Raw genomic sequence first — 26994 nt, 5'->3', positions numbered from 1 at the left:
GGGAGCATCGCGATGCCAGATACACTGATCAAGGTCGATCTCAGCAAGTCGGCCTATGAAAACGACAAGATCCATAACCGCTGGCATCCGGAGGTTCCGATCGTCGAGTGGGTCAGCCCCGGCGACGACTTCATCATCGAGACCGTCGACTGGACCGGCGGCTTCATCAAGAACAACGATTCCGCCGACGACGTGCGCGACATCGATCTGTCGATCGTGCACTTCCTGTCCGGCCCGATCGGTGTCAAGGGCGCCGAGCCCGGCGATCTCCTCGTCGTCGACCTGCTCGACGTCGGTCCGTTGAAGGAGAGCCTGTGGGGCTTCAACGGCTTCTTCTCCAAGCAGAATGGCGGCGGCTTCCTCACCGACCATTTCCCGCTGGCGCAGAAGTCGATCTGGGACATCAAGGGCCTCTACACCTCGTCGCGTCACGTTCCCGGCGTGAACTTCGCCGGCCTGATCCATCCCGGCCTGATCGGCTGTCTGCCCGATGCCAAGATGCTGGCGGCCTGGAACAAGCGCGAAGCCGAGCTGATCGCGACCAACCCGACCCGGGTGCCGGGCCTCGCCAACCCGCCGTTCGCGCCGACCGCGCATGCCGGCCAGGCGAAGGGCGACGTCAAGGCCAAGATCGGCCTCGAGGGCGCCCGCACCGTGCCGCCGCGCGAGCATGGCGGCAATTGCGACATCAAGGATCTGTCGCGCGGCTCGAAGATCTACTTCCCGGTTTATGTGCCGGGCGGCGGGCTCTCGATGGGCGATCTGCATTTCAGCCAGGGCGACGGCGAGATCACCTTCTGCGGCGCCATCGAAATGGCCGGCTGGCTGCACATCAAGGTCGATCTCATCAAGGACGGCGTCTCGAAATACGGCATCAAGAATCCCGTGTTCAAGCCGTCCCCGATCACGCCGAACTACAAGGACTATCTGATCTTCGAGGGCATCTCGGTCGACGAGGCCGGCAAGCAGCATTATCTCGACGTTCACATCGCCTATCGCCAGGCCTGCCTGAACGCGATCGAATATCTGAAGAAGTTCGGCTATTCCGGCGCCCAGGCCTATTCGATCCTCGGCACCGCGCCGTGCCAGGGCCACATCTCCGGCGTGGTCGACGTCCCGAATGCCTGCGCCACGCTGTGGCTGCCGACGGAGATCTTCGACTTCGACGTCATGCCGTCGTCGGCAGGTCCGATCAAGCATATCAAGGGCGACGTGCAGATGCCGATCTCGCCCGACAAATGATCCCTGAGTGATCCCTGCGCGAAGGGTGCGGGACGGCTGCGTATCGGCCGCCCCGCATCCATCGCCGGATGTCACACGACTGCGCAAGGATTAAGGAAATGCCGATCTACGAATATCTCTGCAACGGTTGCGGTCCGTTCACTGACATGCGGCCGATGGCGGAATGCGACCTGCCGCAGGATTGCCCGCAATGCGAGGCGACTTCGCCGCGCGTGATCCTCACCGCGCCGGCGTTCTTCTGCATGCCCTCCGACAAGCGCAAGGCGCACGCCACCAACGAGCAGAGCCGGCATGCGCCGAAGACGCTCGATCAGTACAAGGCGGCGCACGGCCCGGGCTGCGGCTGCTGCTCCACCGGAAAGAAGAAGCCGGCGCGGCTGATGACCAGGACCAAGAGCGGCGCCAAGGGCTTTCCGACCGCGCGGCCCTGGATGATCAGCCACTGACCGCGCAGCCTATCGTCGGTTTTCCTCAAACTGGCGCTGCATCGTCATGGCCGGGCTTGTCCCGGCCATCCACGTCTTTTGCCCGATTGATGCAAAGACGTGGATGCCCGGCACAAGGCCGGGCATGACGGAGAAGCAGGCTCTCAGGCCTGCTCGGCGACTTTCAGGGCCTCGGTGCGGATCTCTTCCACGAGCCGTTCTTTCAGGGCGACAAATTCGGGCGTCGTCTTGATCTTGTAGGAGCGGGGATGCGGCAGATCGACCGTGATCTCGGCCTTGATGCGGCCGGGCCGCGCGCTCATCACGATGACGCGGCTGCCGAGGAAGATCGCTTCCTCGATATCGTGTGTGACGAACAGCACCGTTTTCTGGTCGCGTTCCCAGATCCCGAGCAGCATCTCCTGCATCAGCGCGCGCGTCTGGTTGTCGAGCGCGCCGAACGGCTCGTCGAGCAGCAGGATCTTTGGATCGTTGGCCAGCGCCCGGGCGATCGCGGTGCGCTGCTGCATGCCGCCGGACAGCTGCTTGGGCCAGTGATTTTCGAAGCCCGACAGCCCGACCCGACGAATGAAGGCATCGGCGATGTCACGGCGCTCGCCTTGCGCAACGCCGCGCTCGCGCAGGCCGAAGGCGATGTTCTCCCGCACCGTCAGCCAGGGAAACAGGGTGTAGGACTGAAACACCATGCCGCGGTCGGCGCCGGGGCCGGTGACCTCGCGCCCGTCGAGCGTGACGCGTCCGCTGGTCGGCCGGTCGAGCCCGGCGATGATCCGGAGCAAAGTGGATTTTCCGCAGCCGGAGGGGCCGAGGATGGTGACGAAGTCGTTGTCGCCGACGTCGAGCGTGGTCGGCTCGAGCGCTCTCGTCGGCGCGTTGCCGGCACGGGCGGGGAAGGTTCGGGAGACCTGATCGATCCTGAGCGCGGTCATGCAAGCTTCCACGGGAACAGCCAGGCGTTGAAGGCCTTGAACAGGAAATCGGAGATCAGGCCGATCAGCCCGATCACGATGATGCCGAAGATGATCTGGCCGGTGTTGAGCAGCGCCTGGCTGTCGGTGATCATGTGCCCGATGCCGGATGACGAGCCGATCAGTTCGGCCACGATGACGTAGGTCCAGGCCCAGCCCAGCACCAGCCGGAGGATTTCGGCAATCTCGGGCGCGGCGGAGGGCAGCAGCACCCGGCGGATGATGCCGCGGTCGCGGGCGCCGAGCGTGTAGGCGGCCTCGACCAGATCGCGCCGTGTGGCACCGACGGTGACCGCGACCATCAGGATGATCTGAAACACCGCGCCGATGAAGATCACCAGCAGCTTCTGCAACTCGCCGATACCCGCCCACAGGATCAGCAGCGGGATGAAGGCGGATGCCGGCAGATAGCGTGCAAAGGACACAAACGGCTCGAGAAAAGCCTCGATTGGCTTGTAGGCTCCCATCAGAACGCCGAGCGGCACCGCGATGACGGCAGCAAGCACAAACCCGCCGATCACGCGCCAGATCGTCATCCCGATGTCGAACAGAAAGCCTTGCTTGGCGAGCAGCTCATAGCCTTCCTGCACCATGGTGAGCGGATTGGCGAGGAAAGTCTTCGACACGTGGCCGCCGAACGTCGCCCAGGACCAGAGGGCGACGAACAGCACGAAGAAGGCGAGGCCATAGGCCACGCGCTGCTTCGATGTCGTGGGCTCGAGAGGACGCATCAATTGATCCAGGCGTATCTTATGCGCCGGTCCCGCCCGCTGTGTCGCGAGGCGGGACCGGCCGAAATGGTTGCTGCGTTACTTGATGAAGCTGGCGTCGTAGATGTCCTCGACCTTCGGCGCGGCCTTGATGATGCCGACCTCGAGCAGGAGCTCGGCAGCGTCCTTGTTGAAGGTGAGGAAGTCGCCGGCGAAGAATTTCTGGTTGGCGGCCTTGTCCTGCCAGCGCAGGTACTTTGCCGAGTTGCCGAACTGCTCGCCGCTCTGCTTTACGTCGGCGCCCATGATCTCGTAGGACTTGGCCTGATCCTTGGCGATCATGTCGAGCGCCTCGAAATAGCTGTCGGCAAGCGCCTGCGCCGCTTTCGGATTGTCGGTCAGGAATTTTGGCGTGCAGCCGAAGGTATCCATCACGATCGGGTAGTCGAGCGTGGTCGCGATGATCTTGCCCTTGTCGGGAGCGGCGCGCACCGTCGACAGATAGGGCTCGTAGGTCATCGCGGCATCGTTCTGGCCGGAGACGAAAGCCTGCGCCGCGGCAGCCGGCTCCAGATTCACCACGGTAACGTCCTTCACCGAGAGGCCGTTCTTCTTCAGCATCCAGGCCAGCGCGAAATAGGGCGAGGTGCCCGGCGCCGATGCCGCGACGGTCTTGCCCTTCAGGTCCTTGATCGCGGCGACGTCGTTGCGCACGGCCATGCCGTCGGCGCCATAGCTCTTGTCGAGCTGGAAGATCTGCTTGGTCGCGACGCCGTTGGCGTTCCAGGAGATCCAGGTCTCGACCGTGGTCGCCGCGCACTGGATGTCGCCCGAGGCGATCGCGAGATGGCGGTCCTTTTGCGGGATTTTCTTCAAGGTTACGTCGAGGCCGTTCTTCTTGAAGATGCCGGCTTCCTTGGCGAGCGTCAGCGGCGCGAATCCGGTCCATCCGGAGATGCCGACGCCGACCTTGACGTCATCCGCTGACGCGGCGGTGGACGCGAGCAACACTGCGATTGCGGAAAATAGCTTGAAAGAACGCATGATTGTCGACCTCTTGAACGATGGATTGAACCCGGTTGATGTCTTGACGTCAGTCGCGGCGGATTGCCGCATGAAGCATGTCGGCGGACGATGGCCCATGATGCATTGCATGAAATATGCCGCGCAAGGCGTCCTCAGCCTCCCTTGAAGCGGGCGACCAGGCGATGCGTCTCGCCTGGGTAATGCAGCCGCACCGCCGTCACCGTGCGCGCGCTGCGCCAGGTGTAGCGGTCGATCACGAGGCAGGGCGCGCCGACCGCGATGTCGAGCGCCTTTGCCGTGCGATCGTCCGCAACAATCGCGCTGATCGTATGCTCGGCTTCCGTCCACGGTACATGATGCAGCAGCCATGATCCCGGCGGTTCGCGCGCAAAGTCGGCCGTCGCGGCCTCAGGCACGGTGGAGAGATCGATCAGCCTGTCCTCGACGGCAAATGGCACGTTGTCGGCGCTGTGCCGGCAGGCGATCGCGATCACCTTGCCGGTCTTGTCCATGCCGAGCCGAGCCCGATCGGCCGATGTTGCGGTACGGCGCCGGCAATCGATCAGCTGATAGCCATAGCTGCGGCCGAGCGCGGTGATCTCGGCGCGGATGTCGGCGATCTTGAGCACCGCCGACAGATGCTGTGGACGGCGCACGAAGGTGCCGGCACGGCGCCGCCGCTCGATCAGGTCGGCCTGCGCCAGTTCCGACAGCGCCTTGTTCACCGTCATGCGCGAGCAGCGATAGCGCGCCATCAATTGGTGCTCGAACGGGATGCGATGCCCGGGCGGCCATTCGCCGGTCAGGATCCGGGTCTCGATGTCGAGCCGGATCCGCTTGTAGAGCGTCGGCTTGCCGGCTGCATTCGGCTTGGCCTGGTCGGAGGCGAGACTCATGCGACGAGCCTCCGCACGCTGGCATTGAACTGCTCGCGCGCCTTGTCGCGCAACCGGTGCCGTCCGCCCGCGACGACCCTGTCGCCGCCGGCCCAGACGCAATCGATCGCGTCGCTGCCGGTTGCAAACAGCCAGCCGTCGAGAACCGCATCGCCTGACCGTCCCGCGAGGGACGGGTGCGCGGTGTCGAGAGACACGATGTCGGCGCGCGCGCCGGGCGCGAGCCCGGCCTTGGTCTGTGCCAGAGCTTGCGCGCCGCCCGCGAGTGCGTGGTCGAACAGGGCGCGGCCGGTGGATGCGCCGGGACGCCCCGAAAGCACGTTGCGCTCGCGGTGCTTCAGCCGCTGTCCGTATTCGAGCTGACGCAGCTCGTCGGCGACCCCGACCAGTACGTTGGAATCGGTTCCGATGCCGAACCGGCCGCCCGCCGCGAGGAATTCGCGCGCGGAAAAGATGCCGTCGCCGAGACTTGCTTCGGTGACGGGGCAAAGGCCGGCAACCGCGCCGCTGCGGGCGAGCGCTGTGACTTCCTGCTCCGTCATGTGGGTCGCGTGAATGAGGCACCAGCGTTGATCGACGGGCGCATGTTCGAGCAGCCATTGCACCGGCCGCTGTCCCGACCAGGCGAGGCAATCTTCGACCTCGCGCACCTGCTCGGCGGCGTGGATTTGGATCGGGTCCGCCTTGGCAAGCGGAATGATGGCTGCGAGCTCGTCGGGTGCTACTGCCCGCAGGCTATGCGGAGCGATGCCGATGTTGGCGCCAGGTAGATCTCGGATTGCCTCGCGCGAGGCAGTCATCAGCGTGGCGAACTGATCGACCGAGCAAATGAAGCGGCGCTGCCCGGCATGCGGTGCGGCGCCGCCGAACGTGCTGTGGGCATAGAAACTTGGCAGCAGCGTGAGCCCGATGCCGGAGGCGCTGGCGGCCTCCGCGATGCGCACGGCCATCTCGGCGAGATTGGCGTAGGGCGCGCCGTCGCGATCATGGTGCAGATAGTGGAACTCGCCGACGCGGGTAAAGCCCCGCTCGAGCATCTCGACATAGAGCAGGGTTGCGACGGCGGCGACGTCGTCCGGTGTCATGGTCAGCGCGAAGCGATACATCGTCTCGCGCCAGGTCCAGAACGTATCGGTCATGTCGCCGCGCAGTTCGGCAAGGCCGGCCATGCCGCGTTGAAAGGCGTGGCTGTGCAGGCTCGCCAATCCCGGAACCGCCAGTTGGTGACGTTCGTCGCCGGCGCTAGGCGCGACGCCCGCCGTCACCGACGCGATCGCGCCATCGGCAACGACGACCTGCACGTCATTGGCCCAGCCCGAAGGCAGCAGCGCGAATGCGAAATGCAGTCGTGTCATTTTTTCACGCCGGCTGGACAGAACCCGGACACGATTATATGTCTAGACATATAAGTCAAGCATCCCACATCGAGGGGACGATCGCATGGCAGAGCGCTTCGACCGTATCTGGCACAACGCCCGGCTCGCCACGATGCGCAGCGACCGCACTCATCTCGGCGAGATCGAGCGGGGCCTGATCGCGGCGCGCGACGGCCGCATCGTCTATGCTGGTGTGCAGTCGGATTTTCCTGTGGATGCGGACGCCGTTGAACGGATCGATTGCGCCGGCCGCTGGATCACGCCCGGGCTGGTCGATTGCCACACCCATCTCGTCTTCGGCGGCAACCGCGCGCACGAGTTCGAGCTGCGCCTGAAAGGCGCGAGCTATGAGGAGATCGCGCGGGCGGGCGGCGGCATCGTCTCGACCGTCGCGGCAACGCGCAAGGCGACCGAGGCCGAGCTCGTCGCCGGTGCGCTGCCGCGACTCGACGCGCTGATCGGCGAGGGCGCAACCACCGTCGAGATCAAGTCCGGCTATGGCCTCAATGCCGAGACCGAGATGCGGCAGCTTGCGGCGGCACGCAGCCTCGCCCGCCTGCGGCAGGTTGCGATCCGCACGTCGTTCCTCGGAGCGCATGCGTTGCCGCCTGAGGCCAATGGCGACAAGGACCGCTACATCGATCTGGTCTGCAACGAGATGCTGCCGGCCGTGGCCAAGGCCGGCCTTGCCGATGCCGTCGACGGCTTCATGGAGGGGATCGCGTTTTCCGGAGAGCAGACGGCGCGGGTATTCGAGGCGGCGCGGGCGTTGGGACTGCCCGTCAAGCTGCATGCGGATCAGCTGTCCAATCTCGGCGGCGCGGCGCTGGCCGCAAAGTTTTCGGCACTGTCAGCGGATCATCTCGAGCACACCGACGAAGCCGGCGCCGCGGCGATGGCGAAGGCCGGAACCGTCGCGGTCCTGCTGCCCGGCGCGTTCTATTTCATTCGTGAGACGCACAAGCCGCCGGTCGAGCTGTTTCGTAGCCACGGTGTGAACATGGCGCTGGCGACCGATTGCAATCCGGGCAGCTCACCGCTCACCTCGCTCCTGCTGGCGATGAACATGGGTGCAACGCTGTTCCGGATGACGGTCGCCGAATGCCTCACAGGGGTGACGCGGGAAGGGGCGCGCGCGCTCGGCATGCTGGCCGAGACCGGTACGTTAGAGGCCGGCAAGTGGTGCGATCTGGCGATCTGGGACATCGAGCGTCCGGCCGAACTGGTCTACCGCATCGGCTTCAACCCGCTGCACAGCCGGGTGTGGAGGGGGCAATGAGCGATCGGGATGCGCCTGTCGTCGTGACGCCCGGAACCGTCGGCCTCGACGTCCTGGCGCGCGTGCTCGCCGGCGCACCCATCGTGCTCGATCCATCATGCTGGCCGCGCGTCGAGGCGGCCGCGGAGATCGTGGCGAAGGCGGCGCGTATTGACGTTCCCGTCTACGGCATCAATACCGGCTTCGGGAAGCTGGCATCGACGCGCATCGCGCCCGACCAGACCGCGCTGCTTCAGCGCAACCTCATCCTGTCGCATTGCTGCGGAGTCGGTCCGAGCACGCCCGAGCCGATCGTGCGCCTGATGATGGCGTTGAAAGTGATTTCGCTCGGTCGCGGCGCATCCGGCGTGCGCCGCGATGTGATCGAGCAGTTGCAGGGCATGCTGGCGCGCGGCGTCACTCCGCTGGTGCCGCAGCAGGGCTCGGTCGGTGCCTCCGGCGATCTCGCGCCACTCGCCCATATGACCGCGGTCATGATCGGGGAGGGGCAGGCAATCCTTGATGGCAGGCTGGTGTCGGGGAGCGAAGCGCTTGCCGCTGCCGGCCTCGCGCCGTTGACGCTCGGCCCCAAGGAGGGACTCGCGCTGATCAACGGCACGCAGTTTTCCACCGCCTATGCCATCTCCGGCCTGCTGCGTGCGCATCGCCTGGCGTGTGCCGCGCTGGTGACAGGTGCGCTGTCGGTCGATGCGGCGATGGCGTCGACGGTGCCGTTTCGTCCCGAGATACAATCGCTGCGTGGCCATGACGGCCAGATCGCTGCGGCCGCCGCCCTGACCGCGCTGCTCGACGGCAGCGACATCAGGCAATCGCATCTCGAAGGCGACGAGCGCGTGCAGGACCCTTATTGTCTGCGCTGCCAGCCGCAGGTCGCGGGCGCCGTGCTCGACCTGCTCGCGCAAGCCGCGCGTGGGCTGACCATTGAGGCCAATGCAGTGACGGACAACCCGCTGGTGCTGGTGGAGACCGGCGAGATCGTGTCAGGCGGCAATTTCCACGCTGAGCCGGTGGCGTTCGCCGCCGACCAGATCGCGCTGGCGCTCGCGGAGATCGGCGCGACTAGCGAGCGCCGGATCGCGACCCTCGTCGATCCCGCCTTGAACTTCGGCCTGCCGCCGTTCCTGACGCCTGACCCCGGCATCAACTCCGGATTCATGATCGCCGAGGTGACGGCGGCGGCGCTCTATGCCGAGAACAAGCAGCGCGCCTTGCCTTGCTCGATCGACTCGACGCCAACCAGCGCCAATCAGGAAGATCACGTCTCGATGGCCGCCCATGCCGCGCGCCGGCTGTCCGACATGGCCGACAATCTCGCCGCCATCCTCGGCATCGAGCTTTTGGTCGCGGCGCAAGGTATTACGCTGCGCGCGCCGCATGCGACCAGCGCACCGCTCGCGGCGGTCATTGCCGCGCTGCGGCAGCACGTTCCCGCTCTCGCCGCCGACCGCTACATGGCGCAAGATCTCGCCAGCGCAGCCGCGCTGATCGAAGCCGACGCGTTGCCGGCCGCTGCGATCGCGGTGCTTCCGACCGATCCATTTCCAAGACTGACTTAGAAGGCTTGCTTAGCAGGGACATCCGTCATGAACCGCCGACTGGACAACGAACGCATCATCCGTGCTCCCCGCGGCACCGGCATCAGCGCCAAGAGCTGGCTGACGGAAGCACCGCTGCGCATGCTGATGAACAATCTGGACCCTGACGTCGCCGAGCGCCCGAGCGAGCTCGTGGTCTATGGCGGCATCGGCCGTGCGGCGCGCGACTGGGAGAGCTTTGACCGGATTGCCGCCTCGTTGCGCAAGCTCGAAAATGACCAGACGCTGCTGGTGCAATCCGGCAAGCCGGTCGGCATTTTCCGGACCCATGCCGACGCGCCGCGCGTTCTGATCGCGAATTCCAACCTGGTGCCGCATTGGGCGACGCTCGATCATTTCAACGAGCTCGACCGGCAGGGCCTGATGATGTTTGGCCAGATGACGGCAGGCTCATGGATCTATATCGGCAGCCAGGGCATCGTACAGGGGACCTATGAGACGTTCGTCGAGGTCGGCCGCCGGCATTATGGCGGCAGTCTCGCCGGCAAATGGATCCTGACGGCAGGTCTCGGCGGCATGGGCGGCGCCCAGCCACTGGCCGCCACGATGGCCGGTGCCTCGATGCTCGCCGTCGAATGCCAGCCGAGCCGCATCGAGATGCGGCTGCGCACGGGTTATCTCGACCGCCAGGCGACGACGCTCGACGAAGCGCTGGCGATCATTGCTGAAGCGGTCAAGAGCCAGAAGCCGGTGTCGGTCGGCCTGCTCGGCAATGCGGCCGAGATCTTTCCCGAGCTGGTGCGCCGCGGCGTGCGCCCGGACATCGTCACCGACCAGACCAGCGCGCATGATCCGATCAATGGCTATTTGCCGAAGGGATGGACGCTCGCCGATTGGGAAGCCAAACGCGCGGCCGACCCGAAGGCCGTCGAGACGGCGGCCAAGACCTCGATGGTCGATCACGTCCAGGCCATGCTGGATTTTCACGCGCAGGGAATCCCGACGCTAGATTACGGCAACAACATCCGCCAGATGGCCAAGGACATGGGCCTGAACCAGGCGTTCGATTTCCCGGGATTCGTTCCGGCCTATATCCGTCCGCTGTTCTGCCGCGGCGTGGGACCGTTCCGCTGGGCGGCGCTGTCGGGCGATCCCGAGGACATCTTCAAGACCGATGCCAAGGTCAAGGAGCTGATGCCCAACGACAGCCATCTGCACAATTGGCTCGACATGGCCAAGGCGCGCATCAAGTTCCAGGGGCTGCCGGCGCGGATTTGCTGGGTCGGGCTCGGCGACCGCCATCGGCTTGGCCTTGCCTTCAACGAGATGGTGGCGCGCGGCGAGCTCAAGGCGCCGATCGTGATCGGGCGCGATCATCTCGACAGCGGCTCGGTGGCGAGCCCGAACCGCGAGACCGAGGCGATGCGCGACGGCTCCGACGCGGTGTCCGACTGGCCGCTGCTCAATGCTTTGCTCAACTGCGCGAGCGGCGCCACCTGGGTGTCGCTGCATCACGGTGGCGGCGTCGGCATCGGCTATTCGCAGCACGCCGGCATGGTGATCGTCGCTGACGGCACGCCGGAGGCGGCGCGCAGGCTCGAGCGCGTGCTGTGGAACGACCCGGCGACGGGCGTCATGCGCCACGCCGACGCCGGCTATGACACGGCGATCGAATGCGCCCGCGCCAACGGGCTCGATCTGCCCAGCCTGCGCTGAGGGGACTCCTGATCGGGAGTTGTTCGCGGGTTCAGCGGCATCTCCCGGTCGCGGCGCAGGTTAACGAGCAATCTCGTCGCAGCTCTCAACCTTCCGGTTGATGTACGCGAGGTGACCGGCCGGACATGCCTTGATACGGGAAATCGGTGGTGCAGCTACCGGAGATAGGTGGCCCGTGGAGCGCTGCACCTGTGATCCGTCGCGGGTGATACATTAATCTGCCTGCTTTCACGTCAGCTTCGCTGACAGGATGAGCGGCCAGGGTCCTTGTCTCGTGGCAGATGGCATGCAATCTTCCGCAGCCGGCAACGCTGTTCGAGAGCAACAAGAACAATAATCCCTCTCGTCCCTCCAATTCTGTCGAGGGCCTGATCATGTCGAACCTTACCCAGACGACATCCGCTCCGTGGCGGATAGGAGTGCTGTTCTCGCGAACCGGCTTCATGTCGGTGATCGAGGAGACCCAGTATCAGGGCACGCAACTCGCGATCGAAGAGGTGAATGAAGCGGGCGGCGTCTGCGGCCGCGAGCTGGTTCCCGTTGCCTATGACCCCGGATCGGACTCGGCCGCCTATGGCCATTACGCCAAGCGGCTGATGATCGAGGATCAGGTCAGCACGATCTTCGGCTGCTACACCTCGTCGAGCCGCAAGGCGGTGCTGCCGGTGGTCGAACGGCTGAACGGTCTGCTCTGGTATCCGACGCTTTACGAAGGGTTCGAGGCGTCGCCCAACGTCATCTACACCGGCGCCTCGCCGAACCAGAACAGCCTCGCGCTGTGCCGCTATTTGATGGATACGTTCGGAACACGGTTCTATTTCGTGGGGTCGGATTACATCTATCCGCGCGAGTCCAACCGGGTGATGCGGGAGCTGCTCAAGAGCAATGGCGGCTCGGTCGTTGGCGAACGCTATGTCAATGTCTATGCGCGCTGGCAGGATTTTGTACCGATCATCCAGGATATCAAGCGTGTCAGGCCCGACGTGATCTTCTCGACCGTCGTTGGCGAGGGCACGGTGTTCCTCTATCAGGCCTATGCGAATGTCGGGCTCGATCCAAAGCAGGTGCCGATCGCCAGCCTGACCACGACGGAAGCCGAAATCGCCGCCATGGGGTTCGATGTCGGCGAGGGACACGTCACGGCGGCATCGTACTTTCAGGGCGTCGAGGGCAGCGCCAACAATGCGTTTGTGCAGCGCTTCAAGAAGCGGTTCGGCGCCGATATCTCGACCAACATGTGCGCCGAGGCGTCGTACTTCCAGCTGCATCTGTTCGCGAAGGCGCTCCAGCAGGTCAATTCGCTCGACACCGAAGTGCTCCGCTCGATGGTGTTCGGCACCAGCTTCGATGCACCGCAAGGTGCGGTCACCGTCAACCCGATGTCGGGCCATACCGACCTCTGGACCCGCATCGGGCGCGCCAACCGCCAGGGGCAGTTCGATGTCGTCAGCCAGTCGAAGGAGCCGGTGCATGCGGATCCGTTCCTGATCGGATATGGTCGTGCAACGCAAACAGGAAGCGTCCAATGAACGAAATGTCGCGTAAGCCGTCGCTGAGCCGAGACGTCGGCGGACGCAAGACCATGGTTCAGGAACTTGCCGACCTGTCGGCGGTGGTGGTCGCGCCGGTCGACGATCAGGTCGGCATGTTGCTGCGCGAGTTGCAGCGGTTCCGGATGCGCGTGCGGCAGGTCTGGCCGATGCCGGAGAGCGTGCCGGCCGATGCCGACGTGGTGTACTGCGAATATTCTCCTGACCTGGCGCGGCGCCTGCCGTGGATTCCCGGCGATGCGCGCTCGGCGCTGGTCGTGATCCTGCCGGCGACGGAAACCGTGCACGCCGACGCGTTGTGTCATGCGACGCCGAACGCCGTTCTGCCGCGGCCGTTCACGCAGAATGCAGTGCTGTCCAGCCTGGTGCTGGCGCGCAGTCAATTTGGTTATGAACGGCGGCTTCGCAGCAAGATCGAGAAGCTCGATGACAATCTGCGCTCGATGCGCACGGTGGAACGCGCCAAGGCGATCCTGATGGCGACGCGGCAGATGCCGGAAACCGAGGCCTATGGCTTCATCAGACGACAGGCGATGGATCGTCGCGTGTCGGCAAGTGCCGTCGCCGCGGCGATTGTTGACTCGTTCGAACTGCTTGGCTACGATCATCAACAGTAAGCCCCAATAGCGGGGCCGGCGGCGACAGCGCCGCCTTCGACACAACCGGCAACAAAGCCCTCCCAATGCTCGCGTAAGCGCGCATCGGGAGGGCTTTTTGTTTTTTCAGTCCTGAAGGGAGCTTAAGGATGAGCATTTCACGGCGGACTTTGCTGAGGAACACCGCGGCGCTTGGCGCATTTGCCGGCGCCGGACTGCCGCACATCTGGATCAAGAACGCCGACCTTGCTTACGCCGCCGGCGGCGAGATCAAGGTCGGCGTGCTGTTCTCGCTGACCGGAACGACCGCGATCATCGAGGAATCGCTCAACAAGGCGACGCTGCTCGCCATCGAGGAGATCAACGCCACAGGCGGCATCAAGGGCAGCAAGATCGTCCCGATCGTCGAGGACCCCGCGTCCGATCCGGCGACCTTCTCGGAGAAGGCCCGCAAGCTCGTCGTCGGCGACAAATGCGTGAGTGTGTTCGGCTCCTACACTTCGGCAAGCCGCAAGGCGGTGCTCCCGGTGTTCGAGCGGCAGAACAATCTCTATTGGTATCCGACGCTCTATGAAGGCCGCGAGTGCTCGAAGAACGTCATCTACACCGGCGCGGTGCCGAACCAGCAGCAGGACGAGTTCGTGCCCTGGCTGGTCAAGAAGTTCGGCAAGAAGTTCTACCTGATCGGCTCCAACTACATCTATCCGAAGGAAGAGAACAACTACTGCAAGAAGCTGCTTGAAAAACTCGGCGGCGAGGTCGTGGCGGAAGAATATGTGCCGCTCGGCCACTCCGAATTCTCTTCCGTCATCAACAAGATCCGCTCGACGCAGCCGAACGTGATCTTCTCCACCGTGGTCGGCGATTCCGTGGTCGCGCTGCATCGCCAGTACAAGGCGGCCGGCCTCGATCCCGAAAAGATGCCGATGGCGAGCCTGACGACCTCCGAGAACGAGGTCGCTGCGATGGGCGGCGAGGCAGCCGCCGGTCACTTCACCTCGGCGCCTTACTTCATGGTGCACAAGTCGCCGGAGAACGAGAAGTTCGTCGAGGCCTACAAGAAGCGTTGGGGCGCCGACAAGGTGACGCATTTCGTGTCGGAGGCCTGCTACTTCCAGACCTACCTGTTCAAGCAGGCGGTCGAGAAGCTTGCGACCAGCGACCTCACGCCGCCGAATATCCGCGACGCGGTCAAGGGCCAGGAAGTGATTGCACCGCAGGGCAAGGTCCGGATCGAGCCGGAGAACCTGCACACCTGGCTGTGGCCCAAGATCGCGCAGGCGAAGTCGAACGGACAGTTCGAGATTCTTGTCGAGGCCAAGGAGTGGCTGAAGCCGGTGCCTTACGCGGCCTATCCCGGACAGTCATGTACCGAGAAGGGCCTGGTCGAGAAGAGCTGACGACGGGGGCTGACGAAGGCCGTCGGCGTGCGGCGCCGGCGGCCTGCATCCCCAAAACGAATGCGGCCTCTCGCACGAACGGGTGGGAGGGGCAGGGCGCACAAAACGATTATCGAAAAGCGGATCCCGACGTGGACCAATTCATCGAACAAATCGTCACCGGCCTCAGCATCGGATCGATCCTGCTGCTGGTCGCGCTGGGCCTGTCGATCATCTACGGGTCGATGGGCATCATCAATCTCGCCCATGGCGAGTTCGTGATGCTCGGCGCTTACGCGGCCTGGGTGTTCCACACCTATCTCGGGCTCGGCCTGCTGGCGAGCCTGGTGCCGATCTTCCTCGTGGTCGCCACGTTCGGCTGGGTCATCGAGCGTTATGTCCTGAGCCTGCTCAACAACCGGCCGCTGGATACGATCCTCGCGACCTGGGGCGTCGGCATCATGCTGCAGCAGGCGGTGCGGCTGATGGTCGGCAGCGAACTGCGCTACGTGCAGCTGCCGCCGGCGCTGTCGGACAGCATGGACGTGTTCGGCATCCCGGTGTCGTCCTATCGGGTGTTCCTGTTCGTGGTGTCGATCGCGCTGTTCGTGGCGACCTGGTTGCTGATGAACCGCACCACAGTCGGAATGAAGCTGCGTGCGATCATCCAGGACCGTTCGGTCGCCGCCTCGTTCGGCATCAACGCCAAACGGGTCTATGCGCTGACTTTCGCCTATGGCGCGGGACTGGCGGGACTGGCCGGCGCGCTGGTGTCGCCGCTGAAGAGCGTGTCGCCCGATATGGGCACCGGCTATGTGGTCGATGCCTTCATGGTGGTCGTGCTCGGCGGGGTGCAGAGCCTCGCCGGGACCGTGGCGAGCGCCTTCATCCTCGGCGAGCTCTCCGGCGGCATTGCCTTCCTGCAGAACGACACGGTGGCCAAGGCGATCGTGCTGCTCGCCATCGTCGTGCTCATCCGTTTCCGCCCCGAGGGGCTTTTCACCGCACGCGTGCGGGCCTGAGACAGATCGCTCATCTATGCCGTCGCATGTTCCCAACCCCAACGGATTGCAGCGCCTGATCGCGCAGCTGGCACCTCTGCTGATCGTCTGCGCCGTGGTGTTCGTGCTGCCGGTGCTGCTCAACAACGACTTCCTGCTCAACAAGGTCGCGCGTTATCTGGTGCTGGGGATCCTCACGATATCGCTCGGGCTGTCCTGGGGATTCGGCGGCATCCTGAATCTCGGCCAGGCGATGAGCTTCGGGCTCGGCTCCTACGCCATGGCAATGGCGCTCAAGCTCAAGACCGTGCCGGTGCATACCGGAGCGAGTGGACTGCCGGACTTCATGGTCTGGAACAATGTCCAGCATTTGCCGTGGTTCTGGGAGCCGTTCCGCTCGCTGACCTTCGCGATCGCCGCCGGCCTGATCGTGCCGGCGCTGGTTGCGGCGGCGCTCGGCTGGTTCATGTTCCGGGGCCGCGTCACCGGCGTCTATGTCTCGATCATCACGCTCGCCACCATGGTGGTGATCAATCTCGTCATCATCGACCAGCAGAGCTACACCGGCGGCTTCAACGGCATCACCGATCTCGCCCAGCTCGAGATCTTCGGCGTCGCGTTCGATGCCTATGGCCGCGCAACCTACTATCTCGTCGCCAGCTGTGTCCTGCTCAGCCTGCTTGTCGCCTTCGCCTTCACAAGGACCAAGGCCGGCCTGATCGTGCAGGCGATTCGCGACCATGAGAGCCGGGTGCGCTACTTCGGCTACGACGTCGCGCTCTACCAGATCTTCGTGTTCGCGCTGTCGGCGGCGATCGCGGGCCTTGCTGGCATGCTCTACACGGTGGTGATGGAGTTTGCCTCGCCGACCTTCCTCGGCGTGCAGCTTTCGCTTTCGGTGGTGGTGTGGTGCGCGGTCGGCGGTCGGCAGAGCCTGGTCGGTGCGTTCCTTGGCGCGGTGCTGGTGGCGGGCATGCAGGGCGCGCTGTCGGAGTCCGCAGCGTTCCTGGAAACCTGGACGCTGGTGATGGGCGCGCTGTTCGTGCTCGTGGTGCTGTTCCTGCCGAAGGGGCTCGCCGGTCTCGCGCAAGCTGCCTTGCGCTGGATCGTGCTGCGACGACAAACCGCGAGTGGCGGCGTGGCACAGGGCGTCGGCCAGACGGAGGGCAGCACATGAGCTCCCATCTCGACCTCCGCGATGTCTCGGTCAGCTTCAACGGCTTCAAGGCGCTCAACAGTCTCAACATGAGCGTGCGCAAGGGCGAGCTGCGCTGCCTGATCGGGCCGAACGGCGCCGGCAAGACCACGGCGCTGGACATCATCTGCGGCAAGGTCAAGCCGAGCGCCGGCACGGTGAGCTTTGACGGAACGGCGCTGCAGGACCTCGAGGAGTACGAAATCGCCCGCGCCGGCGTCGGCCGCAAGTTCCAGGTGCCGAGCGTGTTCCGCGAGCTCTCGGTTTCCGAGAACCTTGAAGTGGCGCGAGCCCGGCGCACGAGCGTCTTCGGCAATCTGCGCTGGAATATCGGCAACTCGGGGCGCGAGCATGTCGAGCGTCTCGCTGAACTGGTCGGGCTCACCGAGCAGCTCGACCGGCCGGCCGCCTATCTGTCGCACGGTCAGACCCAGTGGCTGGAGATCGGCATGCTGGTCGCCCAGGACGCCGAGCTGATCCTGATGGACGAGCCCACCGCGGGCATGACGGCGCAGGAAACCCGCAAGACCGCCGAACTGTTCGCTCGGCTGAAGGGCAAGCACACGCTGATCGTGGTCGAGCACGACATGGGCTTCGTCAAGGCGATCGGCGACATCATCTCCGTGATGCATATGGGCCAGATGCTGGCTGAGGGCACCGCCGCTGAAGTCGAGGCACATCCGGAAGTACGCCGCGCCTATCTCGGATCGGGAGGCATCAGCCATGCTTGAGCTGACCGACGTCGACGCCTTCTACGGCAACAGCCGCGCCCTGCAGGGCATCAACCTGACGGTTGGCAATGGCGAATTCCTCTCGGTGCTCGGCCGCAACGGCGTCGGCAAGACCACGCTGATGCGCAGCATCCTCGGCCTGATGGACCGGTGTACCGGACGGCTGTCGCTCGACGGTGCCGACATTTCGCCGCTGCGGACCTACCAGCGCGCCAAGGCCGGTATTGCCTACGTGCCGCAGGGCCGCGGGATTTTGCCGAAGTTCACTGTGCGGGAAAACCTGACGCTCGGGACCTTCGCCGCGAAATCGGCCAACGGCATCGAGGAGTGGGTGCTCGAGCTGTTTCCGGTACTCAAGGACTTTCTCAATCGCTACGGCGGCAACCTCTCCGGCGGCCAGCAGCAGCAGCTTGCGATCGCGCGTGCGCTGCTGGCCAAGCCCAAGGTCATCCTGCTGGACGAGCCGACCGAGGGTATCCAGCCGAACATCGTCGAGCAGATCGAAGACGTGATCGTCAGCCTCAATCGCGAACGCGGAATCACGGTCGTGCTGGTCGAACAGAATGTCGCGTTCGCGCGGCGTGCGTCTCACCGCTTCGCGTTGCTCGAAAAGGGACGCGTCGTCGCCAAGGGTACGATCGGTGAGCTCACCGATGATCTCATCCAGCTGCACATGGCCGTGTAGCGGGACTTATCGCTCAGGAAAGGGAGTCTAGACATGTTGCATGGAGACATATCGAGCAGCAAGGACACGGTCGGCGTTGCCGTGGTGAATTACAAGATGCCGCGCCTGCACACCAAGGCCGAGGTGCTGGATAACGCGCGCAACATCGCCAAGATGGTCGAGGGCATGAAGCTCGGCCTGCCGGGCATGGACCTCGTGATCTTCCCGGAATACTCGACCCACGGCATCATGTACGACTCCAAGGAGATGTACGAGACCGCGTCGTCCGTGCCGGGCGAGGAGACCCGCATCTTCGCGGACGCCTGCCGCAAGGCCAAGGTCTGGGGTGTGTTCTCGCTGACCGGCGAGCGCCACGAGGAGCATCCCAACAAGGCGCCGTACAACACCCTGATCCTGATGAACGACAAGGGCGAGATCGTCCAGAAGTACCGCAAGATCATGCCGTGGGTGCCGATCGAGGGCTGGTATCCCGGCGATTGCACCTACGTCTCGGAGGGGCCGAAGGGGCTGAAGATCAGCCTGATCATCTGCGACGACGGCAACTATCCGGAGATCTGGCGGGATTGCGCGATGCGCGGCGCCGAACTGATCGTCCGCTGCCAGGGCTACATGTATCCGGCCAAGGAGCAGCAGATCCAGATCTCGAAGTCGATGGCCTGGGCCAACAACTGCTACGTGGCGGTCGCCAACGCCTCCGGCTTCGACGGCGTCTATTCCTACTTCGGCCATTCCGCGCTCATCGGCTTCGACGGAAGGACGCTCGGCGAGTGCGGCACCGAGGAGAACGGCATCCAGTACGCGCAGCTCTCGGTGTCGCTGATCCGCGACGCCCGCCGCAACATGCAGTCGCAGAACCATCTCTTCAAGCTGATGCATCGCGGCTATACCGGCCTGATCAACTCCGGCGACGGCGATCGCGGCCACGCGGTCTGCCCGTACACCTTCTACAAGAACTGGATCACGGACCCCGAAGGGACGCGGGAGATGGTTGAAGCCATGACCCGTCCGACCGTCGGGACCGATGAATGTCCGATCGAGGGCATTCCGAACCAGAAAGTCGCACATCGTTGAGTGACATCGATGATCGGCGCCGGCGCGATGTTTCGCGCCGGCGTGGTTCGATGCAACGGCGGACACTTCCTCGCGGAGGAAACAGGGGGACATCATGAGCGGTCAATCGAATAGCGGGCTGGTTCAGCAGACCGAAGGGCAGATCGACGACCTTCTCGGCCATGAGTTCGAGCACGAGCCGGTGCCGATGAGCGCCCGGCGCAGCGCCTTCTCGGTCACGATGGTGTGGCTGGGCTTTCCGATGATCATCACCGGCGCGATGACCGGTTCGCTGCTGGTGCTGGGCATGGGGTTCAAGAATGCACTGGTGGCGATGATCGTCGGCAACCTGATCATGTTCGCCTATGTGGGCGCACTCGGGCTGATCGGCACCAGGCGAGGCATGAATTTCGCGCTGATCGCCAGCATCGTGTTCGGAAAGAAGGGCTATGTGCTGGCGTCGGGCCTGCTGTCGACCCTGCTGCTCGGCTGGTATGCGGTGCAGACCGGCATCACCGGCGCGCTGATCTCCTCGACCTACGGCCTCAATTATGTGGCGATGACCATCGTCGCCGGCGTGCTCTATATCGGAATTACTTTCGTCGGCGTGAAGGGATTGCACTGGATCGGGCTGGCGTCGGTGCCGCTGTTTGTCGTACTCGGCCTCTGGGTCGCGGCCGATGCCGCCTCGACCACGACGTCGGCGGCGATCTTCGCCTATGCCGGCAACAATGGCGTCGCCAGCATGTCGATGGGCGTCGGGCTGACGGTGGTGCTCGCGCTGTTCATCGACGCCGGCACGGTGACGGCGGACTTCAACCGCTGGGCGCCGAGCCCACGGGCCTCGCTGTTCGCCACGTTCAGCGCGTTTCCGTTCGCCAATCTGGTGGCAATGCTGGTCGGCGGCGTGATGACGGCGGCGCTCGCCGTGCCGAACGCCAATCCGTTCGGTGTCGACAACATGTTCGGCTACATGAACGGCAAGCAGCTCACCTGGCTCAGCATCCTCGCGTTCATCTTCCTCTATGCCAATCTCGGCTCGGTCTGCTCGCACTGCCTGTACAATGCGGCCACCGGCTGGTCGCGCATCCTCGGGACCAATATGCGGCTGATGGCGGTGGTGCTCGGCGCGCTTGGCATCCTGGTCGCTGCCGGCAATGTCTGGGCGTTCTTCATCCAGTGGCTGTCGCTGCTCGGCATCCTGGTGCCGCCGATCGGCGCGATCATCCTGGTCGATCAGTACCTGCTGCGGGCCGAGGCGCGGGCGGACGTGGACTGGCGTGCGAAGCCGTTCATCGCCTGGGGCATCGGGTCGCTGTGTGCCTTTGCGGTTGAAAACCTGATGCCGGGGCTGTCCACTGCGATCTCCGCCGCGGTAGTCGCCGGCATCGTGTACGGAGCGATCGCACGGGTGGAATCTCCGACCGAAAAGGTGGCGCGTCCGGCGTAAGCGATCAGCTCGATCAAGCAAGAAGGGTACATCAATGAGCGTCGACTATCAGATCTATGATCTCGGCAATTTGACCTTGCAGCGCGGCGCGACCATTCGCGACTGCAAGCTCGCCTACAAGACCTATGGCCAGCTCAACGCGGCCAAGGACAACGTCATCGTCTATCCGACCTGGTACTCGGGTCAGCATTACGACAATGAATGGCTGATCGGACCGGGCAGGGCGCTCGATCCGGCAAAGTACTTCATCATCATCCCGAACATGCTCGGCAACGGGCTGTCGTCGTCGCCGAGCAACACGCCGGAACCGTATAATGGACCGCGTTTCCCGCAGGTGACGGCCTATGACAATGTGCGCGCCCAGCATCGGCTGGTGACCGAGAAATTCGACATCAAGCACATCCGTCTCGTCGTCGGCTGGTCGATGGGCGCGTTGCAGACGTTCCATTGGGGTGCGCTGTATCCGGATATGATGGACTTGCTGGCGCCGTTCTGCGGCTCGGCCAAGTGCTCGCGCCACAACTTCGTGTTCCTCGAAGGCGTCAAGGCGGCACTCACGGCGGATGCTGCGTGGAAGGAGGGCTGGTACACCGACAAGCCGGCCCGTGGCCTGCGCGCCGCCGCGCGTGTCTATGCCGGCTGGGGCTTTTCACAGGCCTTCTATCGCGAGCAGCTCGACATCAAGACGCTGGGCTATTCGTCGCTGGAGGATTTCCTGGTGGCGTTCTGGGAAGGCTTCTTCCTGCCGAAGGATCCCAACAATCTACTGACCATGCTGTGGACGTGGCAGCACGGCGACATCAGCGACAACGAAATCTACGACGGCGACTTCAGGGCCGCGCTGAGAGCGATCAAGGCCAAGGCCTATGTCATGCCGGGGCAGACCGATCTCTATTTCCCGCCGGAGGACAGCGCGTTCGAGGTCGAGAACATGCCGAACGCCAAGCTCGTGCCGGTGCCGTCGATCTGGGGCCACTTCGCCGGCGGGCCCGGGACCAATCCGGTCGATGTCGACTTCATCGACACTAAGCTCAAGGAACTGCTCGCATCGTGATATCGACCGGTTGCGAACGGCTGCCTGCGCGATCATGGGAGGCGTGAGCTTGTCCAATCCCGCCCTGCTGCTCGACCAGTACCGCATCCGGGAGGAGCCGTATTACCGGCCGCTCAAGGATGAGGTCGAACTGTTCGGTGCAGCCTATGCCAACCGCATGCCGGTGATGCTGAAAGGCCCCACCGGCTGCGGCAAGACCCGCTTCATCGAATACATGGCGTGGCGGCTCGGCCGCCCGCTGATCACAGTCGCCTGCCACGAGGACATGACGGCGGCGGATCTGGTGGGGCGCTGGCTGCTCGACGCAGAGGGGACGGTGTGGAGCGACGGGCCGCTCACGACCGCGGTGCGTCTTGGCGCGATCTGCTATCTCGACGAGATCGTCGAGGCGCGCCAGGATACGACGGTCGTGATCCATCCCTTGACCGACGATCGTCGTGTGCTGCCGCTGGAGAAGCGCGGTGAATTGATCCACGCCCATTCCGACTTCCAGCTCGTGATCTCCTACAATCCGGGCTACCAGAGCGCGATCAAGGACCTCAAGGAATCCACCAAGCAGCGCTTCGCGGCGCTGGATTTCGGCTATCCTGATCGGCCGGTCGAGACCGAGGTGGTGTCGCGCGAAGCCGGCATCGAACCGAACCTCGCCGATCTCCTGGTGAAGATCGCCCAGCATAGCCGCAACCTGAAGGGTCAGGGGCTCGACGAAGGCGCCTCGACCCGCATGCTGGTCAATGCCGGCCGCTTGATCGGATGCGGCATCAGCCTCGAAAAGGCCTGCGAGACCACGATCGTCGTGCCCTTGACCGATGATGCGGACACCAGGAACACGTTGCGCGACGTGATCTCGGCCTGCGGGTAAGTGGACGTTTGCAGGTGGCGGTCGCGCAAATCAGTTCGCTCGATAGCTTCCGGTCCGGACGTCGGCTCGCGGCACTGTTGCGCGGTCATGACGATGTAGCTGCGGCCGTGCAGGCGGCGCGCACCGCTCTGCAGCGAACCGGTTGGTTCGATCACCTGGCGATCTGGGACGAGGCCGTGCACGCCCTGTTCGAGGCCAATCTCGGTCAAGCCGTGGTGCAGGGCTTTCTGCGTCTATCGGAGCAGTGGCCGGCGCAGCGATCGGCCGATGATCTGATCGCGATCGGCCGCGCGGTCCGGGACATCGGCTGCAGCACCGGAAGCCGCGCCGCCCATGCGTTGCTGACCGAATTGTCCAGGGTGCTGCCGCGCCTTGCGGGTGCAGGAGAACTCACCGCGGTTCTCGCCGCGTTCGATCAACTCGCAGCCACCGGGCCGGAGTCGGCGGGCCTCGCGATCGGCCGGCTGGGGCAGTTTCTGGCGCATGCCGGCGGCGAGGAGTTTGCGGCGTGGGTTTCCGCCGGCTTGCGCGCGAGCGGCGGTCGCGCATCGCGCCGCCGTGCCTATTTCGCGCTCGACGATCAGCTTTCGGCGCAGCTGTTCGCAGCCGGCCGGAGCGGGGATGATTTCGCGCGGCTGGAGAAGCGGCTCGCTGCAACCACGATCGCGTTGTGGAACAGAAAGCCGCGTTTCCGCAAACTTGCGGTTGCAGCGACGCCGGTGCCGCGGCGGACCTCGCTCGCCGCCGGCCTCGTCGGTCTGCCGCAGACCTTTCCCGGCTTCGAAGGCGAGGGAGCGGACGCCGTCTATCTCGCGGCGGTCGTGCATGCCGGCACGCATCTGGTGCATTCCACCGCCCGCTTTCCGGTGGGGCGACTGAAGGCGCTGCAGATCGCGCTGGTCTCGCTGATCGAGGACGCCCGGGTCGAGACGCTGGCGCTCCGCGAAATGCCCGGGCTGCGCCGGCTATGGCTGCCATTTCACAGCGCGACGCCAGCCGGCCAGGCAACCGCAGCCGGACTGATGATGCGGTTGGCGCGGGCGCTGATCGATCCCGATTATCAGGATCCGGACGCGTGGGTGACCAAGGGGCGGACGCTGTTTGCCGCTGCCGCCGGCCGTTGGACCGATCCTGCCATCAGCCGCGAGATCGGTGGCTTGCTCGGCAACGACATCGGGCAGATGCGGCTGCAGTTCAACGCCAAGAGCTACGTCGTCGAACCCGCCTATCGCGACGACAATCTGGCGCTGTGGGATTTCGGCGACCAGCCGGACAGTCCGGCCGAGACGATCGAACTTGCCGTCGATTCCGTCCGAATCGAGCGGCGCGACGATGCGGGTGGCCAATCGGCCGACGACAACGCCAAGCCGGACGAGACGTTGCGCGCGAAGGCCAGTGCGGTGACGCTGCTGGATGGGTTTCCGGTCGCGACCTACCCGGAGTGGGACTATGCGGCGCGTACCGAGCGGCCGGACTGGACCACGATTCTGGAAGCCGATGCCGCCGTTTCCGCGCAGCCCTTCGATTCCTCGACGGACGCCGAGGCGATGCGCTGGATCACGGAATTGACCCGCGACGCGTCGATCGGCCGCCGTATCCGACACAAGGGCCAGCGCGACGGCGACGCGCTCGACATTGACGCAGCGATCGCCCTGACGATCGAGCGGCGCACCGGCAATATCAGCGAGCCCAGGGTCTACCAGCGCGATGCGCCCGGACCACGCGATCTCGCCATCCTGCTGCTGCTGGACCTGTCCCAATCGACCGCGGACCGTGACCGCCGCGGCCGGACGGTCCTCGACGTCGAACGCAAGGCGGCCGCGATCATGGCGGCCGCGGTCGAGGCCGCCAATGATGCGATCGCGGTGCATGGTTTCAGCTCCGATGGCCGTGAGCGCGTGCGCTACCTGCGCATCAAGGGCTTTGCGGAGCCGATGGACGCAGTGGTTCGTGCGCGTCTCGCGGGCCTTGGCAGCGGTCATTCCACCCGGCTGGGCGCGGCATTGCGCCATGCCGGGGGCTACCTCGCGGAACGACGCGCGTTCCGAAAGGTGCTGCTGGTTCTGACCGACGGCGAGCCGTCCGACGTCGACGTGCCGGATGCGCAATATCTCGTCGAGGACGCCCGCCGTGCTGCCCAGCAGCTGCGGCGGCGTGGCACCGATATCTTTGCCTTTGGCATCGGCGAGCAAAGATTTCCCCAGCTCGATCGGATTTTCGGCGAGCGCTATGCGCTCCGCGTGCCGCGCATCGAGGTGTTGCCGCAACGGGTGATGCAGCTCTACGCGGAACTGAAGAAATAGCGGGTGCTTCTAGCCCGTTGCCCGGGGCAGGGAGCCCTTTGCGGTGATCTCCGCCGAGAGTTCCTCGATCGTCTTGCGCTGCTCCATGGCGGCGCGGCGGATCAGCGCAAAGGCAGCCGGCTCGGCCAGCGCATGGGTGTGCATGACCTGAAGGACCGCGGCGAGCACGACGCGGCGGGATCGCAGCCGCTGCTCCAGCTTGAGCACCTGCTGCTTCAGCTCGCTGGTGCGCTCGCTTCGCTCGAAAGCCAGGACGAGCGCGGCATAGATGCCGGCCGAGCGCAGCGGCTTCACCAGAAATGACGCCGGATCGAGGTCGAGCACCAGCTTCAGACGGCTCGGCGTCTCGGTGCCGAGCAGGGCGATGACCGGGCTTCGCCCAAACGACGTCCGCTGCGCCGGCGAGGTGAGCGGCAGGAACTCGTCATCGATCAGCGTCACGTCGGGACGGCAGTCGATATTGGCACCGGGCTCCCATGTGACGATCTCGATCCCGAGGCGCTCGAACTGCCGCCTGACGATCGAGGCATCGCGCTCGTCCTTGATGGCGACGAGCGCCTTGCGCCCCCGCAGCGAAAATGAAGACGGTTTGCTCATTTCACAACCCGCAAATGCGGCGCATTCGGCAACGTTCCGTCCCTTGCCGGGCTGGCGGCGATGTCGAGCTGCGTCAGGTAAGGATCCGGTCTGACCGGCGCTTCAGCTTCCCAGAAGATGTCAAATTGTCCTTCGGCGTTCGAGACGGCGAGGCGCGGCGTCAGGACGCAGTGGTTGTTGCTGCCGTCGATCCAGACCGGACCTTGCGGCGAATTGTAGCGGTGGCCGGCCGCGGCGCGCCGCACCTCGCCGATATTGGATGTGCCGGCGCGCTGCAGCGCGCGGGCCAGCAGATAGACCGCGACATAGGCAGATTGCCCGTCGACCGACGGGCTGCTGTGTTCGCCGTAGCGCGCCTTCCAGCGTGCCACGAAGGCCCGGTTCTCGGGCAGGCGAATGCTTTCGAAATAGGCCGACGAGGTGATGCATCCGGCCGATGCGGGACCCGCGATCTTGAGCTCGGGCTCGCACAGGCTGCAGCTCAGCATCGGGATGTCGAGGCCGGCCGCGGCGGTCGCCGCATGAAAGGCGCGGATGAAGTCATAGCTTGAGCTGCCGACCAGGGTGTTGAAGACGACCGGCGGCCGGCGCCGCACGATCTCGTCCACGATGTGCGTGACCGCGCTTTCACCAAGTTCGAGCAGGCGTTCGGCGAGAATGCGTCCTTTGGCCGCTGTCACGAGCTCGCGGGTGACGCGATTGGTTTCCCAGGTCCAGACGTAGTTGGAGCCGACACAGAAGATTTCGCTCGACAGATTATCGAGCACGTAACGCACCAGCGGCAGTACGTTGTGATTGGGTGAGGCGCCGACATAGATGACGTTGTCGGAGCATTCGAACCCCTCGTAGCGCGCCGGATACCAGAGCAGGCGGTCGGTGCGCTCGACGATCGGCAGCACCTGCTTGCGCGAGGCCGAGGTGTAGCAGCCGATGATGTGCTCGACGCCGACGTTGCGAATGAGGTCGTCGCAGACCGTGTGGTACTCCGAAATGATTCCGCGGGGATCGCGGACATGCGCAGATATCGCGAAGTCGAACTCATCCTGATTGTTGATTTCGTCGACCGCCATCATGGCGCTCTTCAGGATCTCGCGTCCCATGGCCTGATAGGGCCCGTGCTGCGAGCAGATGATGCCAACTGGAATGGAGGGCTTGGTCATTGAGTACTTTCGGCGGCGCGACGCATCAAGGAAATCATCTTGGCAGAGGTCGGTGCAAGAGGTCATGCCGATTTGCTGCGCATGCACCTCGCGAAATTTGTGCAGCCAGCCTCGTTGACAACGCGCTGCACACCTCCTTAGAATTTTCTCCTACAGGGCTTCCTGTCGAACCTTGCGTGCGTCGATT

24 protein-coding genes are annotated in these 26994 nt (G+C 64.6%); 17 read left to right on the top strand and 7 right to left on the bottom strand.

Features of this window, described 5'->3' with window-relative positions; translation table 11 throughout:
- Positions 1–12 precede the first annotated feature (12 nt).
- Together fmdA and JEY66_RS29030 are read left to right on the top strand one after the other, a co-directional pair.
- Complete coding sequence (gene fmdA, locus JEY66_RS29035; RefSeq protein WP_016845697.1) at positions 13–1242, top strand: formamidase; 1230 nt, start codon at positions 13–15, stop codon at positions 1240–1242.
- Positions 1243–1340: 98 nt separating this feature from the next.
- Positions 1341–1688, top strand: coding sequence for an FmdB family zinc ribbon protein (locus JEY66_RS29030; protein WP_016845698.1), 348 nt, complete (start codon positions 1341–1343; stop codon positions 1686–1688).
- Between the two features lie 143 nt (positions 1689–1831).
- On the opposite strand, the gene JEY66_RS29025 is transcribed toward JEY66_RS29030, so the two are convergent.
- The 5 genes from JEY66_RS29025 to JEY66_RS29005 all read right to left on the bottom strand — a co-directional run bounded on the left by JEY66_RS29025 (position 1832) and on the right by JEY66_RS29005 (position 6643).
- Positions 1832–2617 (bottom strand): ABC transporter ATP-binding protein, encoded by a 786-nt coding sequence (locus JEY66_RS29025; protein ID WP_018270829.1) that lies wholly within the window; start codon positions 2615–2617, stop codon positions 1832–1834.
- On the bottom strand, positions 2614–3387 hold the full coding sequence (locus JEY66_RS29020) for an ABC transporter permease (RefSeq protein WP_018270830.1): 774 nt from the start codon (positions 3385–3387) through the stop codon (positions 2614–2616). Before JEY66_RS29020 ends, JEY66_RS29025 begins: the two co-directional genes overlap by 4 nt.
- A gap of 78 nt (positions 3388–3465) precedes the next feature.
- Positions 3466–4410, bottom strand: coding sequence for an ABC transporter substrate-binding protein (locus JEY66_RS29015; protein WP_026192569.1), 945 nt, complete (start codon positions 4408–4410; stop codon positions 3466–3468).
- Between the two features lie 134 nt (positions 4411–4544).
- A complete protein-coding gene (gene hutC, locus JEY66_RS29010) occupies positions 4545–5288 on the bottom strand; it encodes a histidine utilization repressor (protein WP_018270832.1) in 744 nt (247 codons plus the stop codon).
- Positions 5285–6643, bottom strand: coding sequence for a formimidoylglutamate deiminase (locus JEY66_RS29005; RefSeq protein WP_018270833.1), 1359 nt, complete (start codon positions 6641–6643; stop codon positions 5285–5287). Before JEY66_RS29005 ends, hutC begins: the two co-directional genes overlap by 4 nt.
- An 85-nt stretch (positions 6644–6728) precedes the next feature.
- Between JEY66_RS29005 and hutI the strand changes: the two genes are divergently transcribed.
- From hutI to JEY66_RS28930, 15 genes are all read left to right on the top strand, one after another.
- Positions 6729–7943 carry an imidazolonepropionase gene (gene hutI, locus JEY66_RS29000; protein WP_018270834.1) on the top strand — a complete coding sequence of 405 codons (1215 nt, stop codon included), beginning with the start codon at positions 6729–6731 and terminating at the stop codon, positions 7941–7943.
- Positions 7940–9499, top strand: a complete 1560-nt coding sequence (hutH, locus tag JEY66_RS28995) for a histidine ammonia-lyase (protein WP_018270835.1) — start codon at positions 7940–7942, stop codon at positions 9497–9499. Before hutI ends, hutH begins: the two co-directional genes overlap by 4 nt.
- Before the next feature lie 27 nt (positions 9500–9526).
- Positions 9527–11194 carry a urocanate hydratase gene (hutU, locus tag JEY66_RS28990; RefSeq protein WP_018270836.1) on the top strand — a complete coding sequence of 556 codons (1668 nt, stop codon included), beginning with the start codon at positions 9527–9529 and terminating at the stop codon, positions 11192–11194.
- Between the two features lie 374 nt (positions 11195–11568).
- The gene (locus tag JEY66_RS28985; protein ID WP_038376092.1) at positions 11569–12723 is read left to right on the top strand and encodes a transporter substrate-binding domain-containing protein; all 1155 of its coding nucleotides are present in this window, start codon (positions 11569–11571) and stop codon (positions 12721–12723) included.
- Complete coding sequence (locus tag JEY66_RS28980; RefSeq protein ID WP_016845707.1) at positions 12720–13361, top strand: ANTAR domain-containing response regulator; 642 nt, start codon at positions 12720–12722, stop codon at positions 13359–13361. The genes JEY66_RS28985 and JEY66_RS28980 overlap by 4 nt, the downstream gene beginning before the upstream one ends.
- A gap of 128 nt (positions 13362–13489) precedes the next feature.
- On the top strand, positions 13490–14740 hold the full coding sequence (locus JEY66_RS28975; RefSeq protein WP_038376091.1) for a transporter substrate-binding domain-containing protein: 1251 nt from the start codon (positions 13490–13492) through the stop codon (positions 14738–14740).
- Positions 14741–14871: 131 nt separating this feature from the next.
- Positions 14872–15741, top strand: a complete 870-nt coding sequence (gene urtB / locus JEY66_RS28970; RefSeq protein ID WP_016845709.1) for an urea ABC transporter permease subunit UrtB — start codon at positions 14872–14874, stop codon at positions 15739–15741.
- 16 nt (positions 15742–15757) lie between these two features.
- A complete protein-coding gene (gene urtC / locus JEY66_RS28965; RefSeq protein ID WP_018270837.1) occupies positions 15758–16897 on the top strand; it encodes an urea ABC transporter permease subunit UrtC in 1140 nt (379 codons plus the stop codon).
- Entirely contained in the window at positions 16894–17646 is a 753-nt protein-coding gene (gene urtD / locus JEY66_RS28960; RefSeq protein ID WP_018270838.1) for an urea ABC transporter ATP-binding protein UrtD, read from the top strand. Before urtC ends, urtD begins: the two co-directional genes overlap by 4 nt.
- A complete protein-coding gene (urtE, locus tag JEY66_RS28955; protein ID WP_018270839.1) occupies positions 17639–18331 on the top strand; it encodes an urea ABC transporter ATP-binding subunit UrtE in 693 nt (230 codons plus the stop codon). The genes urtD and urtE overlap by 8 nt, the downstream gene beginning before the upstream one ends.
- 33 nt (positions 18332–18364) lie before the next feature.
- Positions 18365–19402: an aliphatic amidase gene (locus tag JEY66_RS28950; protein WP_016845713.1), complete on the top strand. Its 1038-nt coding sequence runs from the start codon at positions 18365–18367 to the stop codon at positions 19400–19402.
- 94 nt (positions 19403–19496) lie between these two features.
- On the top strand, positions 19497–20831 hold the full coding sequence (locus JEY66_RS28945; protein ID WP_018270840.1) for a purine-cytosine permease family protein: 1335 nt from the start codon (positions 19497–19499) through the stop codon (positions 20829–20831).
- 34 nt (positions 20832–20865) lie between these two features.
- Entirely contained in the window at positions 20866–21885 is a 1020-nt protein-coding gene (locus tag JEY66_RS28940; protein ID WP_018270841.1) for an alpha/beta fold hydrolase, read from the top strand.
- A gap of 34 nt (positions 21886–21919) precedes the next feature.
- On the top strand, positions 21920–22747 hold the full coding sequence (locus JEY66_RS28935) for a CbbQ/NirQ/NorQ/GpvN family protein (protein WP_051110092.1): 828 nt from the start codon (positions 21920–21922) through the stop codon (positions 22745–22747).
- Between the two features lie 14 nt (positions 22748–22761).
- Positions 22762–25050, top strand: coding sequence for a VWA domain-containing protein (locus JEY66_RS28930; protein ID WP_129964935.1), 2289 nt, complete (start codon positions 22762–22764; stop codon positions 25048–25050).
- Between the two features lie 9 nt (positions 25051–25059).
- On the opposite strand, the gene JEY66_RS28925 is transcribed toward JEY66_RS28930, so the two are convergent.
- Both JEY66_RS28925 and JEY66_RS28920 read right to left on the bottom strand, forming a co-directional pair.
- A complete protein-coding gene (locus JEY66_RS28925) occupies positions 25060–25647 on the bottom strand; it encodes an ANTAR domain-containing response regulator (RefSeq protein ID WP_018270843.1) in 588 nt (195 codons plus the stop codon).
- Positions 25644–26807: a transporter substrate-binding domain-containing protein gene (locus JEY66_RS28920; RefSeq protein ID WP_018270844.1), complete on the bottom strand. Its 1164-nt coding sequence runs from the start codon at positions 26805–26807 to the stop codon at positions 25644–25646. Before JEY66_RS28920 ends, JEY66_RS28925 begins: the two co-directional genes overlap by 4 nt.
- Between the last annotated feature and the right edge of the window lie 187 nt (positions 26808–26994).

Origin of the sequence: Bradyrhizobium elkanii USDA 76 (assembly GCF_023278185.1) — a bacterium.
In the GTDB taxonomy this organism is placed as follows: domain Bacteria; phylum Pseudomonadota; class Alphaproteobacteria; order Rhizobiales; family Xanthobacteraceae; genus Bradyrhizobium; species Bradyrhizobium elkanii.
Note: the sequence above shows the minus strand (reverse complement) of the source record. Positions and strands in the feature narration are given on the sequence as shown.